At 61.4% G+C, this 15,290-nt stretch carries 14 protein-coding genes; 4 read left to right on the forward strand and 10 right to left on the reverse strand.

Annotated elements, in window-relative coordinates:
- Positions 1-217: 217 nt before the first annotated feature.
- The 8 genes from pdxJ to lptF all read right to left on the reverse strand — a co-directional run bounded on the left by pdxJ (position 218) and on the right by lptF (position 8,650).
- On the reverse strand, positions 218-964 hold the full coding sequence (gene pdxJ, locus ACW9JE_RS04050; RefSeq protein ID WP_224534057.1) for a pyridoxine 5'-phosphate synthase: 747 nt from the start codon (positions 962-964) through the stop codon (positions 218-220).
- 51 nt (positions 965-1,015) lie between these two features.
- The gene (recO, locus tag ACW9JE_RS04055; RefSeq protein ID WP_224534058.1) at positions 1,016-1,705 is read right to left on the reverse strand and encodes a DNA repair protein RecO; all 690 of its coding nucleotides are present in this window, start codon (positions 1,703-1,705) and stop codon (positions 1,016-1,018) included.
- A 171-nt stretch (positions 1,706-1,876) separates the two neighbouring features.
- Positions 1,877-2,779 carry a GTPase Era gene (gene era / locus ACW9JE_RS04060; protein WP_224534059.1) on the reverse strand — a complete coding sequence of 301 codons (903 nt, stop codon included), beginning with the start codon at positions 2,777-2,779 and terminating at the stop codon, positions 1,877-1,879.
- Complete coding sequence (gene rnc / locus ACW9JE_RS04065; protein ID WP_175375233.1) at positions 2,772-3,461, reverse strand: ribonuclease III; 690 nt, start codon at positions 3,459-3,461, stop codon at positions 2,772-2,774. The genes era and rnc overlap by 8 nt, the downstream gene beginning before the upstream one ends.
- A gap of 185 nt (positions 3,462-3,646) precedes the next feature.
- Positions 3,647-4,501 (reverse strand): signal peptidase I, encoded by an 855-nt coding sequence (gene lepB / locus ACW9JE_RS04070; RefSeq protein WP_224534060.1) that lies wholly within the window; start codon positions 4,499-4,501, stop codon positions 3,647-3,649.
- A gap of 5 nt (positions 4,502-4,506) precedes the next feature.
- Complete coding sequence (lepA, locus tag ACW9JE_RS04075; protein ID WP_457432009.1) at positions 4,507-6,306, reverse strand: translation elongation factor 4; 1,800 nt, start codon at positions 6,304-6,306, stop codon at positions 4,507-4,509.
- Between the two features lie 171 nt (positions 6,307-6,477).
- The gene (lptG, locus tag ACW9JE_RS04080; RefSeq protein ID WP_224534062.1) at positions 6,478-7,539 is read right to left on the reverse strand and encodes an LPS export ABC transporter permease LptG; all 1,062 of its coding nucleotides are present in this window, start codon (positions 7,537-7,539) and stop codon (positions 6,478-6,480) included.
- Positions 7,532-8,650 carry an LPS export ABC transporter permease LptF gene (gene lptF, locus ACW9JE_RS04085; RefSeq protein WP_457432011.1) on the reverse strand — a complete coding sequence of 373 codons (1,119 nt, stop codon included), beginning with the start codon at positions 8,648-8,650 and terminating at the stop codon, positions 7,532-7,534. Before lptF ends, lptG begins: the two co-directional genes overlap by 8 nt.
- A 324-nt stretch (positions 8,651-8,974) precedes the next feature.
- On the opposite strand from lptF, the gene ACW9JE_RS04090 reads away from it, so the two are divergent.
- From ACW9JE_RS04090 to ACW9JE_RS04100, 3 genes are read left to right on the forward strand one after another with little or no spacing between them, the layout of a single operon-like run.
- The gene (locus ACW9JE_RS04090; protein ID WP_224534064.1) at positions 8,975-10,465 is read left to right on the forward strand and encodes a leucyl aminopeptidase; all 1,491 of its coding nucleotides are present in this window, start codon (positions 8,975-8,977) and stop codon (positions 10,463-10,465) included.
- A 60-nt stretch (positions 10,466-10,525) separates the two neighbouring features.
- Complete coding sequence (locus ACW9JE_RS04095) at positions 10,526-10,954, forward strand: DNA polymerase III subunit chi (RefSeq protein ID WP_224534065.1); 429 nt, start codon at positions 10,526-10,528, stop codon at positions 10,952-10,954.
- An 8-nt stretch (positions 10,955-10,962) separates the two neighbouring features.
- The gene (locus tag ACW9JE_RS04100; RefSeq protein WP_457432012.1) at positions 10,963-11,355 is read left to right on the forward strand and encodes a DNA polymerase III subunit chi; all 393 of its coding nucleotides are present in this window, start codon (positions 10,963-10,965) and stop codon (positions 11,353-11,355) included.
- 226 nt (positions 11,356-11,581) lie between these two features.
- On the opposite strand, the gene ACW9JE_RS04105 is transcribed toward ACW9JE_RS04100, so the two are convergent.
- Both ACW9JE_RS04105 and ACW9JE_RS04110 read right to left on the reverse strand, forming a co-directional pair.
- Entirely contained in the window at positions 11,582-12,856 is a 1,275-nt protein-coding gene (locus ACW9JE_RS04105) for a glucarate dehydratase family protein (protein WP_457432013.1), read from the reverse strand.
- Positions 12,853-14,223, reverse strand: a complete 1,371-nt coding sequence (locus ACW9JE_RS04110) for an MFS transporter (RefSeq protein WP_457432014.1) — start codon at positions 14,221-14,223, stop codon at positions 12,853-12,855. The genes ACW9JE_RS04105 and ACW9JE_RS04110 overlap by 4 nt, the downstream gene beginning before the upstream one ends.
- A 117-nt stretch (positions 14,224-14,340) precedes the next feature.
- Between ACW9JE_RS04110 and ACW9JE_RS04115 the strand changes: the two genes are divergently transcribed.
- Positions 14,341-15,249, forward strand: a complete 909-nt coding sequence (locus ACW9JE_RS04115) for a LysR family transcriptional regulator (protein WP_224532976.1) — start codon at positions 14,341-14,343, stop codon at positions 15,247-15,249.
- The last annotated feature ends 41 nt before the right edge of the window (positions 15,250-15,290 follow it).

A 15,290-nucleotide genomic window follows, 5' to 3' on the forward strand; every position in this document is an offset into this window, starting at 1 on the left:
GGGTTGGTGCGCGAGGGGGTGGTGTTGGGAAAAATAACTGGGAGTGGATCCACTGTTTTCGAGAAAAACCCCGCTCCCACAGGTTCATGGGACTAATGCAGACTTTGTGAACAACACACCCGGTGGGAGCGAGGCTTGCCCGCGAAGGCGTCAGGACAGCCAACATTGAGGCTGGATGATCCGGCCTCTTCGCGGGCAAGCCTCGCTCCTACGGGGGTCAGGCCTTGGCGGCAGCCGCCAGAATCAGCGCCTTCATCTCCGACACCGCCGACTTGAAGCCCACGAACAGCGCATGCGCCACCAGCGCGTGGCCGATGTTCAGTTCGTTGATGCCCTTGATCGCCGCCACTGCCTCGACGTTGTGGTAATGCAGGCCATGGCCGGCGTTGACGATCAGCCCCTGGGCCAGACCGAAGGCCACGCCGTCGGCGACGCGCTTGAGCTCTTCAGCCACTTCGGTCGGCGTCTCGGCATCGGCGTAACGGCCGGTGTGCAGTTCGATGGCCGGGGCACCGACGCGGCGCGACGCTTCGATCTGCCGCTCGTCGGCATCGATGAACAGCGACACTTCCGAACCGATCTTCGACAGACGCTCCACCGCCGCCTTGATCCGCGCTTCCTGCCCAGCCACATCCAGGCCGCCTTCGGTGGTCAGTTCCTGACGGGTTTCCGGGACCAGGCAGATGTGCGCCGGACGAACGCGCTCGGCGAACGCCATCATTTCTTCGGTGACGCCCATTTCGAAGTTCATGCGGGTCTGCAGCACTTCGCTGAGCACCAGCACGTCGCGTTCCTGAATGTGCCGGCGGTCTTCGCGCAAATGCACGGTGATGCCGTCAGCGCCCGCCTCTTCCGCGTCCAGGGCTGCCTTGACCGGGTCCGGGTAGCGGGTGCCGCGGGCCTGACGCAGGGTGGCGACGTGGTCGATGTTCACGCCAAGAAGAATGCGGGTGCTGGTGGTCACGGAAGCGCTCCAGAAGAAGAGAAAGTTCGGTGCACAGCATACACGGGGAATTTACGGCTTTCGAAACAACTCTCGGGATACCAGTGGCCGACCGCCCAAATGCACCGCCAGCGCCTGGCGCATCAGGCGCTTGGCGGCGGACAGCGCACCGGGGGCGGACCAGTCGGCTTCAGACATGGCCAGCAGTTCGACGCCGTTGAACAGTCCGGGTTGCAACAGATAGACCCGCTCCAGCCCTGCGTCCACTTGCAGGCGATAGAGACCGTCCGGCGCGATAGGCTCGCCGTGGATGTCGGTGCTCAAGGCAAAGCCATAACCCAGGTCGTCCAGCAGGCGCCATTCGAAGGAGCGCAGCAGCGGTTCCAGTGGCCGGCCCTCAGCCAGGGCCAGCAAGGTCGCGGCGTAGTGATCGAACACGCCGGGATGCGGGTCTTCGGCGGGCAGCAGACGAATCAGCAACTCGTTGAGATAGAGCCCGCTGAACAGCGCTTCGCCGTGCAGCCAGGTGGAAACCCCGGCACTTTCCATGCGCCCGACATTCTTAAGCTCTCCCCGCCCGCGAAACTCCACTTCCAGCGGCACGAACGGCCGCGCCAACGTCCCGGCCTTGCCCCGCGCACTGCGCAACACCGCCCGCAACCGCCCTTGGGGCGTGAGGAAGTCCACCAAGGCGCTGGTTTCGCGGTAGGCGCGGGTGTGGAGGACGTAGGCGGGTTGGCCGATGGGCGGGGTTTGCGACATTAAGTCAGAGGTCTCACTGGAGGAATGCGATCTTACCTGTAACCAAAAACCATTGTGGGAGCGGGCTTGCCCGCGATGGCGGACCCACATTCAACATCTCTGCCGAATGTTACATCCTCATCGCGGGCAAGCCCGCTCCCACAGGTTTCTACGGTGCGATGTCGAAAGGGTTTACAGATCGCCGTAACCCAGCGACCGCAAAGCACGCTCATCATCGGACCAGCCACCCTTAACCTTCACCCAAAGGTTAAGCATGATCTTGGAGTCGAACAGCAGCTCCATGTCCTTGCGCGCCTCGGTGCCGATGCGCTTGATGCGCTCGCCCTTGTCGCCAATGATGATTTTCTTCTGGCCGTCACGTTCGACGAGGATCAGCGCATGAATGTGCAGGGTCTTGCCCTGCTGCTTGAACTCTTCGATTTCGACGGTGATCTGGTACGGCAGCTCGGCACCCATCTGGCGCATGATCTTTTCACGCACCAACTCGGCGGCGAGGAAGCGGCTGCTGCGGTCGGTGATCTGGTCTTCCGGGAAGAAGTGATCGTTTTCCGGCAGCTGCTCGGCAATCACCTTCTCCAGCGCGTCGAGGTTGTGCCCGTGCTGCGCCGAAATCGGGATGATCTGCGCGTTCGGCAGCTGTTCCTGCAACCAGGACAGGTGCGGCATCAGCTCGGCCTTGTCTTCGATGCGGTCGGTCTTGTTCAGCGCGACGATCAATGGACCTGTTACGTACTGCACGCGCTCGAGGACCATCTGGTCTTCTTCGGTCCACTTGGTGCGGTCGACCACGAAGATCACCACGTCGACGTCTTTCAACGCCGCCGAAGCGGTCTTGTTCATGTAGCGGTTCAGGGCCTTTTCGCCACCCTTGTGCATGCCGGGGGTGTCGACGTAGATCGCCTGCACATCGCCCTCGGTCTTGATACCGAGCATGTTGTGACGGGTGGTCTGCGGCTTGCGCGAGGTGATCGCCAGCTTCTGGCCGAGGATGTGGTTGAGCAACGTGGACTTGCCCACGTTCGGACGGCCGACGATGGCAACGTAGCCACAGCGAGTTGCAGTTGTATCAGTCATTGCCATTCTCCACACCCAGGGCAATCAGTGCTGCGGCGGCCGCTACCTGTTCGGCAATACGACGGCTCACACCCTGACCTCGGCTTTTTTCGTTCAGTAGGATGATCTCGCATTCGACGAAGAACGTCCGGCAATGCGGCTCACCCTGGATATCCACCACTTCATAACGTGGCAGCTCGCACCCGCGGGACTGCAGGAACTCCTGCAGGCGGGTTTTCGGGTCCTTGTTGGTGTCGACCAGCGTCAGGCCTTCGAACTCGCCGGCCAGCCAGGCCAGTACGCGCTCGCGGGCGACTTCGATCCCGGCATCCAGGTAGATCGCACCAATCAGCGCTTCCAGGGCGTCGGCCAGAATCGACTCACGACGGAAACCGCCGCTTTTCAACTCGCCGGAACCCAGGCGCAGGTGCTCGCCCAGATCGAAACCACGGGCCAGTACGGCCAGGGTCTCACCTTTCACCAGGCGTGCACGCAGACGCGACAACTGGCCTTCGCGGGCCAGCGGGAAGCGCTCGAACAGTGCTTCGCCGGCGACGAAGTTGAGGATGGCGTCACCGAGGAATTCCAGGCGCTCGTTGTTGCGCCCGGCAAAGCTGCGGTGAGTCAGGGCCAGGACCATCAGTTCCTGATCCTTGAAGGTGTAACCGAGCTGACGCTCGAGACGGCTTAGAGAGGCGCTCACGGTTTACCCACGCTGAGTTCGTGGTTGGATTCCACCGCCATCGCCGGGTGGCGGCGCAGGCTTGGGACAATTAACGCTGTGTTCAAAAATAACGTCCTGAATATCATTGGCTTCATGCTTTCGGCCCCGAAATCCGTCGGTTCCAGAAATGCATTCGGCGCTGTGTTCAACAGCGCCGTGTGTGATTACTGAATCAGGCCAACCCGCGAGAAATTCGGCAAGTGACTGAGTTTGGGTTCCGGCCAGCTCATCCAGACTGCAAAGGCCTTGCCGACGATATTCTTGTCGGGAACCATGCCCAGCAGATCCTTGGGAATGTTCGGATCATCCCAGTAGCGACTGTCGTTGGAGTTGTCGCGGTTGTCGCCCATCATGAAGTAGTGCCCGGCAGGCACGGTCCAGGTACGGTCCGGCGTTGCGCGGTAGCGGCTCATTTCCTTGCGGATCAGGTGCTCGGCGACGCCGAGTTTTTCCTTGTAGAGCTCGGCGCTGCCCAGGGTGCCCGGCTCGGAGCCGATCAGCTGCTCGGCAATCGACTGGCCGTTGACGAACAGACGCTTGTCGGCGGTGTAACGAACCTGATCACCCGGCAAGCCAACCACACGCTTGATGTAGTTGACGTTCGGATCGCTCGGGTAGCGGAACACCATCACATCGCCGCGCTGTGGCTCGCCGACTTCGATGATCTTCTTGTCGATCACAGGCAGGCGGATCCCGTAGGAAAACTTGCTCACCAGGATGAAATCGCCGACGTCCAGGGTCGGTTTCATCGAGCCGGACGGAATCTGGAACGGTTCCACCAGGAACGAACGCAGCACCAGAACGATGAACAACACCGGGAAGAACGATTTGCCGTACTCGACCAGCAACGGCTCCTTGTTCAGCTTCTCCAGCACCACCCCGTCAGGCTGGCTGACGCTGCCCTCGTAGGAAGCAATGGCGGACCGCCGACGCGGCGCCAGGATCAGCAGATCGAGCAGCGCCAACAGACCGCAGACGAATACAGCGATAACCAGCAACAGCGGGAAATTTAGCGACATAGGACCTAACTATCCAACCTGAGCACGGCAAGGAAGGCGTCTTGTGGAATTTCCACGTTGCCGACCTGCTTCATGCGTTTCTTACCGGCCTTTTGCTTCTCCAGCAGTTTCTTCTTACGGCTGACGTCACCACCGTAGCATTTGGCCAATACGTTCTTTCTGAGTGCCTTGACGGTTGTACGCGCCACAATCTGACCGCCAATGGCGGCCTGGATTGCCACGTCGAACATCTGCCGTGGAATCAGTTCTTTCATCTTCTCGGTCAACTGACGCCCTTTGTAGTGCGCGTTGTCCTTGTGCACGATCAGCGCCAGGGCATCGACCTTGTCGCCGTTGATCAGCACGTCCAGCTTCACCAGATTAGCCGATTGGTAACGATCGAAATGGTAATCGAGCGAAGCATAGCCGCGGCTGGTGGATTTGAGACGGTCGAAGAAGTCCAGGACCACTTCGTTCATCGGCAAATCGTAGGTCACCTGCACCTGATTACCGAGGAACAGCATGTCGTGCTGCACGCCACGCTTCTCGATGCACAGGGTGATGACGTTGCCCAGGTGTTCCTGCGGCACAAGAATGTTGGCCCGCACGATCGGCTCGCGCATGTCTTCGATCGCAGACAGGTCCGGCAGTTTCGACGGGTTATCGACGTAGATCGTTTCACCGGTCTTGAGCAACAGCTCGAAGATTACCGTCGGCGCGGTGGTGATCAGGTCCAGGTCGTATTCGCGCTCCAGGCGCTCCTGGATGATCTCCATGTGCAGCATGCCGAGGAAGCCGCAACGGAAGCCAAAGCCCAGTGCGTCGGAGCTTTCCGGGGTGTACTGCAGGGACGAGTCGTTCAGGGTGAGCTTTTGCAGGGCGTCACGGAAGTCTTCGAAGTCGTCGGAGCTGACCGGGAACAGGCCGGCGTAGACCTGCGGCTGAATGCGCTTGAAACCTGGCAGCACGTCGACGTCCGGCGTGGAGCTCAGGGTCAGGGTATCGCCCACCGGCGCACCGTGAATGTCTTTGATACCGGCGATGATGAAGCCCACTTCACCGGCCTTCAGGTCAGTGGTGGCGGTGTGCTTCGGGTTGAACACACCAACGCTGTCGACCAGGTGGATCTTGCCGGTGGATTTGACGAGGATCTTGTCGCCTTTCTTCACGCGGCCGTGGCGTACGCGCACCAGGGACACAACGCCCAGGTAGTTGTCGAACCAGGAGTCGATGATCAACGCTTGCAGCGGATCTTCGATATTGCCGGTCGGCGCCGGAATGGTGGTCACCAGGCGCTCCAGCACGTCATTGACGCCCAGACCGGTCTTGGCGCTGCAAGTGACCGCGTCGGTGGCATCGATGCCGATGATTTTCTCGATTTCGTCCTTCACGCGCTCAGGCTCGGCCTGGGGCAGGTCGATTTTGTTCAGGACCGGCATGACTTCCAGGCCCTGTTCGATCGCGGTGTAGCAGTTGGCAACCGACTGCGCTTCAACGCCTTGACCTGCGTCGACCACCAGCAGCGCACCTTCACAGGCCGCCAGCGAGCGGCTGACTTCGTAGGTGAAGTCAACGTGGCCGGGGGTGTCAATGAAGTTCAGCTGGTAGGTAATTCCATCCTGGGCTTTGTAGTACAGCGTGACACTGTGCGCCTTGATGGTGATTCCGCGCTCGCGTTCAAGGTCCATGGAGTCCAGAACCTGGGCTTCCATTTCACGCTCGGCCAGGCCGCCGCAGATCTGGATGAAGCGATCGGCCAGCGTCGACTTGCCATGGTCAATGTGGGCGATGATGGAGAAATTGCGGATATGACTCAAATCACTCACGGATCAACACTCAAAAAGGCTGCAGGCATAGCCCGCCGAAAAATAGCCGGGAATTGTACCTGATCCACGGCGCAAGCGTCACGTTCGCAGGTCAGACGGCAGGTACAAAAACGCCCCGGTCTTGCGACAGGGGCGTTTTCAGATGAGACAAAAGACGTAAATCGCCCGCTTTTAGCCGGCCCGACGCAACAGCCATAGCCCCGCCAGGGCGCAGATCCCGGCCGGCACCAGCACCGCGAACAGTGGCGAGAAGCCGAACACCAGGCTCGACGGCCCCAGCAAATCCTGGGCAATACGGAAGGTAAAGCCCACCAGCACGCCGGTAAACACGCGCTGACCGAGGGTTACCGAGCGCAACGGACCGAAGATGAAGGAGATCGCCATCAATACCAGGGCGGCGGTGACCAGCGGCTGCAACACCTTGACCCAAAATGCCAGCCAATAACGGCCGTTGTTCAGGCCCTGATCCGCCAGATAGTGGATATACCCCCACAGACCGGAGATCGACAGCGACTCGGGCGCCATGACCACGGTGCTCAGCAATTGCGGGCTCAACGCCACGTCCCAACGCTCGACCGGGGTGTTGACCACTTCCGTGCTGCGCTCGTGGAACAAGGTGGTGGTCACATCGCTCAACTGCCAGTGATCGGTCTGGAATTCAGCACGTTTGGAGAAGCTGGACGACAACATGTGCCGTTCCTTGTCGAAGTGATAGCGGGTCACGCCGTACAGGATGCCGTTGGGTTGTACCGAGTTGACGTGGATGAACTCGTCGCCCTGACGGTGCCACAGGCCGTGCTTGGCGCTTTGCGCGTCGCCACTGCCCTGGGCCAGCGAACGGTTGGCCTGCGCAGTGCTTTCGGTGGCCGGCGCGACGTACTCGCCGATCAACAGCCCCACCACCATCAGCACCAGCATCGGCTTCATCACCGCCCAGACGATCCGCCCGACCGAAACCCCGGCCGCACGCATGATGGTCAGTTCGCTGTTGCTGGCCAGACTGCCCAGGCCGATCAGGCAACCGATCAACGCGGCCATCGGCAGCATGTCGTACAGACGACGCGGCGCCGTCAGCAAGACGTAACTCAGGACATCGACCAGCGTATAGGTGTCGCTGACATCGCCCATCTCATCGATGAACGCAAACAAGGTCGCCAGACCGAGAATGATCCCCAGTACCGCCAGGATCGCCATGAACACGCTGCTACCGATGTAGCGGTCGAGCTTAACCACGGGCCACCTCCCGCGCGCTGCGACGACTCGCCAGCTTCAGCTGCAAGGGTTCCCAGTAGAGCAGGCCCAGGCCGATGACCAGGAAAATCCCGTGCACCCACCAAAGTCCCAGCGCGGGCGGGATCTTGCCCTTTTCGAGGGCGCCGCGAGCGGCAATCAGGATGGTCAGGTAAGCCATATAAAGAAGAATCGCCGGCAGCAGCTTGAGGAAACGGCCCTGTCGCGGGTTGACCCGCGACAGCGGCACCGCCATCAGGGTCACGATGAACACCAGCAACGGCAGGGACAGGCGCCATTGCAGCTCGGTGCGCGAACGGATGTCGTCACTGCCCAACAGGGACGCGGTGGTCATGGCGTCGCGGTCGGTCACTTCATCGCTGACATCCGGCTTGGGCAGCAGTACGCCGTATTCCTGGTAGTGAATCGCCCGGTAATCGGCCTGCCCCGGGTTACCGTCGTAGCGGTAGCCGTTATCGAGAATCAGGTAGCGGTTGCCGTCGGGGCGGATTTCCTGACGGCCCTTCTCGGCCACCAGCACCGAAATCCCGCGGTCTTTCTGGTCGGAAGAGAGGTTCTTCTGGGAAATGAATACGCCGGCCAGATTGACCCGGTCATCCGACAGTTGCTCGGTGTAGGTCACCCGGGTCCCGTCGCGCAGGGCCTGGAAGCGACCGGGTTCCAGGGTATCGAACTCGGTCAGCGCGTCCTGCTTGTTCAGCAGCAGCTGGAACTGATTGGCCCCTTGCGGCGCCAGGCTCAGGCTCAACCATGCAACCACCAGCGCCACCAGGGCGGCCGGGAACAGGGTCATGCGAAACAGGCGTTGCTGGCTCATGCCGGTGGCCGACAGCACGGTCATTTCGCTTTCGAGATAGAGGCGACCGTAAGACAGCAGGATCCCGAGGAACAGGCCCAGCGGCAGGATCAGCTGCAGAAAGCCCGGCAGGCGAAAGCCCATGATCAGGAACAGCGAGCTCGGATCCAGCTGGCCCGAAGCCGCTTGCGCGAGGTACTTGATGAAGCGTCCGCTCATGATGATGACCAGCAGCACGGCGCTGACGGCGCTCAAGGTCAACAGGACTTCGCGGGATAGATAACGGAAGACGATCAAACCAGACACTCCAGGGTTGTCAGGCTAAGGCGGCCAAACAAGCAAACACTTCAGACAGCCCGCAGGGCAGAGCCGCCGAAAAAAAGATGGCGCATTATCCTGTGATTGAGTGCGCCTGTCACTTCGCAATGCATCGAGACACCTGCCGTAACAGGCCTGTTGACCACCATACAATCGTATGACCAAGGGTTGTCAGGCGCAGGTAGCGAGGTTCAAACTGCGGCCTTCGTCGCCAGACACCGCTGGCGCCTTCTATTTATAAGCAAGCGACGCACACCCGCTGTCGAGCGCTTGCGAGTTGACCATCAATTCAGGGACCTGGACATGGAACTGGTTGTAAAAAGTGTTAACGCGGAAACATTGAAGACCGCCACGCTGGTCGTCGCTGTCGGCGAAGGCCGCAAACTGGGCGCCACAGCCAAACAACTCGACGAACTCAGCGGCGGCGCCATCAGTGCCGTTCTCAAGCGCGGCGACCTGGCCGGCAAGACCGGCCAGAGCCTGCTGCTGCACAGCCTGCCGAACCTCAAGGCCGAACGCGTGCTGCTGGTGGGCGTGGGCAAGGATGAAGAACTGGGCGACCGCCCGTTCCGTAAAATCGTCGCCGGCGTGCTCAACACCCTCAAGGGCCTGGGCGGCAGCGACGCGGTGCTGGCCCTGGACGAAATCGTCGTCAAGGGTCGCGACAGCTACGGCAAGACCCGCCTGCTGGCCGAAACCCTGGTGGACGGCGGCTACCAGTTCGACCAGTTCAAGAGCCAGAAAGCCGAACCTCGCGCCCTGAAGAAAATCACCCTGCTGACCATCAAGGCCGCTCAGGCCGAAGTGCAGCGCGCCGTGACCCACGCCACCGCGATCGCCAACGGCATGGCCTTCACCCGCAACCTGGGCAACCTGCCGCCGAACATCTGCCACCCGACCTTCCTCGGCGAGCAGGCCAAGGACCTGGGCAAAGAGTTCAAGGATCTGAAAGTCGAAGTCCTCGACGAGAAGAAGATCAAGGCGCTGGGCATGGGTTCCTTCTACGCCGTCGGTCAGGGCAGCGCCCAGCCGCCGCGCCTGATCGTCATGCAATACAACGGCGGCAAGAAATCCGAGAAGCCGTACGCGCTAGTCGGCAAGGGCATCACCTTCGACACCGGTGGCATCAGCCTCAAGCCGGGCGCCGGCATGGATGAAATGAAATACGACATGGGCGGCGCCGCCAGCGTATTCGGCACCCTGCGTGCCGTGCTGGAACTCAAGCTGCCGATCAATCTGGTGTGCATCCTGGCCTGCGCCGAGAACATGCCGAGCGGCACCGCTTCGCGTCCGGGCGATATCGTCACCACCATGAGCGGCCAGACCGTGGAAATCCTCAACACCGACGCCGAAGGCCGTCTGGTGCTGTGCGACGCCCTCACCTACTCCGAGCGCTTCAAGCCACAGGCGGTGATCGACATTGCCACCCTGACCGGCGCCTGCGTGGTTGCACTGGGTTCCCATACTTCGGGCCTGCTGGGCAACAACGACGAGCTGATCGGCCAACTGCTGAGCGCCGGCAAGGCCGCCGACGACCGCGCCTGGCAACTGCCGCTGTTCGATGAGTACCAGGAACAGCTGGACAGCCCGTTCGCCGACATCGCCAACATCGGCGGCCCGAAAGCCGGCACCATCACCGCGGCCTGCTTCCTGTCGCGCTTCACCAAGAACCTGAACTGGGCGCACCTGGACATCGCCGGTACCGCCTGGACCAGCGGCGGCAAGGACAAGGGCGCCACCGGCCGTCCGGTTCCGCTGCTGACCCAATACCTGCTGGACCGCGCCAAAGCCTGAAACCGATGACCTGGGGCGGCGTTGCTTTCGGGCAACGCCGCCCTTGGCTCAGGAACCGCAATGACCAAAGTCGACTTCTATATCCTGCCCAGCGCCGATCCTTCGGCACGCCTGGATTTCGCCTGCAAACTCACGGAAAAAGCCTGGCGCATGGGCCACCGTGTCTATCTGCATTGCAGCGACACCGCCCAGCGCGACGATCTGGATGCGCGCCTGTGGGCCTTCAAGGGCGAAAGCTTTGTGCCCCACGGCCCCGCGGAAAGCGAACCGGACGGGCTGATCGTTCTGGGTATTGGCGATGATTGCGGTCAACATCAGGATTTGCTGGTCAACCTGGACCTCAAGATTCCCGCCTTTGCCCAGCGTTTCGCCCGCGTGGCGGAAGTGGTGGTCGAAGATCCGGTGATCCGCCAGGCCGCGCGGGAGAGTTTCCGTTTCTACCGCGAACAGGGCTATCCTCTGCAAGATCACCGTTTACAGCGACTCTGAGCATTCCGATGGACACTCCAAAACCGCTGCAAAAATCCGCGCACCTGCTGGACGACCTCGAATCGATCCGCCAATTGCTCGGCGATGACAACCTGCAACCGCCGCTGCTGACCGACACGGTCGAAGCGGACGATCAGGAACAGATTCCGATGTTGTTCGACGCCGTCAGCGAACCTGAACCGGCCGTCGAACCCGCCCCTCCCAAGCCCGCTGCCGCCGAGCCTGCACCGAGCGCCGACAAAAACGCCGAAGCGCAGCTGTACCTCGACAGCGAACTGCGCGCCGCCGCGCAATTGATCATGCAAGACGTGATCGACGACTTCGCCCCGCACATCGAAACCGAAATCAAACGCCGGCTGAGCGCGCGGCTTGAGCGGTTGTTGAGTCAGTACAACGACTGACCAAGGGGATTTGCGCATGCTCTTTGTAGGAGCAAGGCTTGCCCGCGAAGGCGCCCTTGAGATCGCCTTCGCGGGCAAGCCTCGCTCCTACAGAAAAGCGGTTCGCGGCAATTACAGAGAAACGGTCCGCGGGAATTACGGAACTACGGTCAGGAAAAAAAAGCCCGGGCAAGCGCGACCACGCTTCCCGGACCAAGGTTGCTACATGCTCTTTTGAACCCCGCGATCAGAACCGCGGCTTGACCGCTTTCCAATCCGGCTTGTACTTCTGCATCTGCTTCACGTCATCGCGCTGGCGAATGCCGCAGGTCAGGTACTGATCGTGCAGCTTGCCCAGTTGATCGTGATCCAGCTCCACGCCCAGCCCCGGGGCCCGGGTGATCTTCACGCAGCCATCGACGATCGGCAGCTTGCCGCCCTTGATCACCTCTTCGTCCGGTTCCTGCCACGGGTAGTGGGTGTCGCAGGCGTAATCGAGATTCGGCACCGACGCAGCGACGTGGGCCATGGCCATCAGGCTGATGCCCAGGTGCGAGTTGGAGTGCATCGACACGCCCAAGCCAAAGGTCTCGCACATTTTCGCCAGCGCCTGGGTGTCGCGCAGACCGCCCCAGTAGTGGTGGTCGGCAAGGACGATCTGCACGCTGTTCTGCGCCACGCTGCGGCGGAACTCGTCGAAATCGGTGACCACCATGTTAGTCGCCAGTGGCAGACCGGTACGTTTGTGCAGCTCGGCCATGCCGTCCAGGCCCGGTGTCGGGTCTTCGTAATATTGAAGGTCATCGCCCAGCAGTTCAGCCATGCGAATCGAGGTTTCCATGGACCAGTTGCCGTTCGGATCGATGCGCAGCGGATAGCCCGGGAACGCCTTTTTCAACGCCTTGATGCACGACACTTCATGCTCCGGCGGCAGCGTGCCGGCCTTGAGCTTGATGCTCTTGAAGCCGTACTCCTCGATCATCCGCCGCGCCTGGCCGACGATCTGCTCTTCGTTGAGCGCCTCGCCCCAGTTGTCCGGCTTGTAGGGTGAATTGACGTGCTGCGCATACTTGAAGAACAGATAGGCACTGAACGGAATCTCATCGCGAATCGCCCCGCCCAGCAGATCCACCAGCGGCACGTTCAACGAGCGCGCCTGCAAATCCAGGAACGCCACTTCGAACGCCGAATAGGCGTTGCTTACTGCTTTACTGGCATGGGACCCGGGCGCCAGTTCCGCCCCGGCAATGCTCGCCGGTTTGTTCGCCGCTACGGTGGCCTGAACGATAGCGCGCAGCTGGTTGAGGTTGAACGGATCCAGGCCGATCAGCTGGCTTTGCAACTGCTGCTGGATCGCCAGCGCCGGAGCGTCGCCGTAACTTTCACCCAGGCCGATGTAGCCGTTGTCGCTCTCGATTTCGATGATCGAGCGCAGCGCGAAGGGTTCATGAATGCCGCTGGCGTTGAGCAAAGGCGGATCACGGAAGGCGATTGGGGTGACGGTGACTCGGGTGATTTTCAAGAGGCTGCTCCCGTTGGATCAGATTTCAGGGCTTGATGACTGAGGGGCTTTTTTTCCACACCGCTCACTGCGGTGCCGGCTGGCGAGGTGCGGGCGAAGAAGATCACGATGGCTGCCAGCAACGAGGTCGCCGCCAGGCCATACAGGCCGCCCTCGATGGAACCGGTGGTTTGTTCCAGGAAACCGAAGGTGGTCGGCGCAACGAAGCCGCCGAGGTTGCCGATGGAGTTGATCAGGGCGATCACCGCCGCCGCGATCCGCGCATCCAGATAGCCTTGCGGGATCGGCCAGAACAGCGCCGAGGCTGCCTTGAAGCCGATGGCCGCGAAACAGATGGCGACGAAGGCGAACACCGGGCCACCGGTGGTGGACATGAACATGCCGAACGATGCGATCACCAGAGTCACCGCCACCCACGCCTGCTGGTACTTCCATTTGCTGGCCATGGCGGCGAAGCCGTACATCGCGACGATGGAGATGATCCACGGGATCGAGTTGAACAGGCCGACCTGGAAGTCGCCGAGGTTGCCCATCTTCTTGATCATGCTTGGCAGCCAGAAAGTGGCGCCGTAGATGGTCAGGGCGATGGAGAAGTAGATGAAGCAGAACAGCGCGATCTGCCGGTCGGCCAGCAACTTGAACACCGATGGTTTGACCGTACGGCTGGCGTCGCGGGCCTGTTGCTCCAGCTCAATGGCCGTGGTCAGCGCAGTCTTCTCTTCCTCGCTGAGCCATTTCGCCTCACGCGGATGGGATTGCAGCCAGAACCAGACGAACCCGCAGAGCACGATGGAGGCGAAACCTTCGATCAGGAACATCCACTGCCAGCCGTGCAGGCTCAGGCCGCTGATGTGCAGCAGCGCACCGGACACGGGGCCGGAGATCACCGAGGCAATGGCTGAACCACTGAGGAAAATCGCCATGGCCTTGCCGCGATCCGCCGCCGGCAGCCACTGGGTGAAGTAATAGATGATGCCGGGAAAGAAACCCGCTTCGGCGGCGCCGAGGATAAAGCGCAGGACATAGAAGCTGGTTTCGCCTTGTACGAAGGCCATTGCCATCGCGGCAGCGCCCCAGGTGAACATGATGCGGGTCAGCCAGGCGCGGGCACCGTAGCGTTGCAGCAGCATGTTGGAGGGCACTTCGAAGATCGCGTAACCGACGAAGAACAGGCCGGCACCCAGGCCATAGGCGGCAGCCCCGATGCCCAGGTCGGTTTCCAAGTGGCTGCGCACGAAACCGATGTTGACCCGGTCGATGTAGTTGACGATGAACATGATCACGAACAGCGGCAGCACATGGCGCTTGACCTTGGCAGCAGCGCGGGCCAGCGCGTTCGGGTCGGGTGGACTCTGGAGGGTTTTCAAGGGGCGACTCCCGATCATTGTTTTTTTAGGGATTGCTTCGATCTGGGACGATGATGGACGCGTGCATTGATCCCGTCTAATCTAACTTGGCATTCGATTGATACCCGGATTAGATCAATGTTCGAGCTGACTCAACTACGCTGCTTCACCACCGTCGCCACGGAACTCAACTTCCGACGCGCCGCCGAACGCCTGAACATGACCCAGCCGCCGCTCAGCCGGCAGATTCAGTTGCTGGAGCATCACCTGGGGGTCGAGCTGTTTACCCGCAGCACCCGCAGCGTTGCGTTGACCGCCGCTGGCCGTGCCTTTTTCGTCGAAGCGCAGAACCTGCTGGAGCGCGCCCAGCAAGCAGCGGTGACCGCGCGGCGGTTTGCCGAGGGCGACATCGGCTCGGTCAATATCAGCTTCGTCGGCAGCGCGGTTTACGAGTTTTTGCCCAAGGTCATCGCCGAGGCGCGGCTGACCCAGCCCCACGTAAAAATCGATCTGACGGAAATGAACACCTACCAGCAACACGAAGCCCTGCGCGCCCGCCGCGTCGACCTGGGCATCGCTCGTGCGCCGTTGCTGGAGCCCGGTTACTCCACCGAATGCCTGGTGCGCGAGCCGTTCGTGCTGGCCGTGCCCAGCAGCCATCGGCTGGCCACGGCGGCCACGGTGTCGGTCCAGGACCTCGACGCCCAGCCCTTCCTGATGTACTCCCACGTCGCCTACCCGCCATTCAACGAACTGCTGACCGGCACCCTGCGCTCGGCCCGCGTCGCCCCCGACTACGTGCAATGGCTCGGCTCCTCCCTGACCATCCTTGCCCTGGTCAACGCCGCCATGGGCCTGGCCCTGGTCCCCCGCTGCGCGACCAGCGTGGTGTTCAAGAACGTAGTGTTTCGCGATATCGATCTGGGTGAAGGGGTGCAGAGCGAGCTGCACCTGATCTGGCGGGAGAACAACGACAACCCGGCGTTTGCGATGTTGCTGGAGGGGATTCGGCGGGCGGTGCGCGAAGGTTGGGGAATCTCAGCCTGAAGTTGTTCCCTGCGGTGGTGCACCCACTCTGAAATCCGCAA

It is taken from the genome of Pseudomonas sp. SDO55104_S430 (assembly GCF_054070595.1).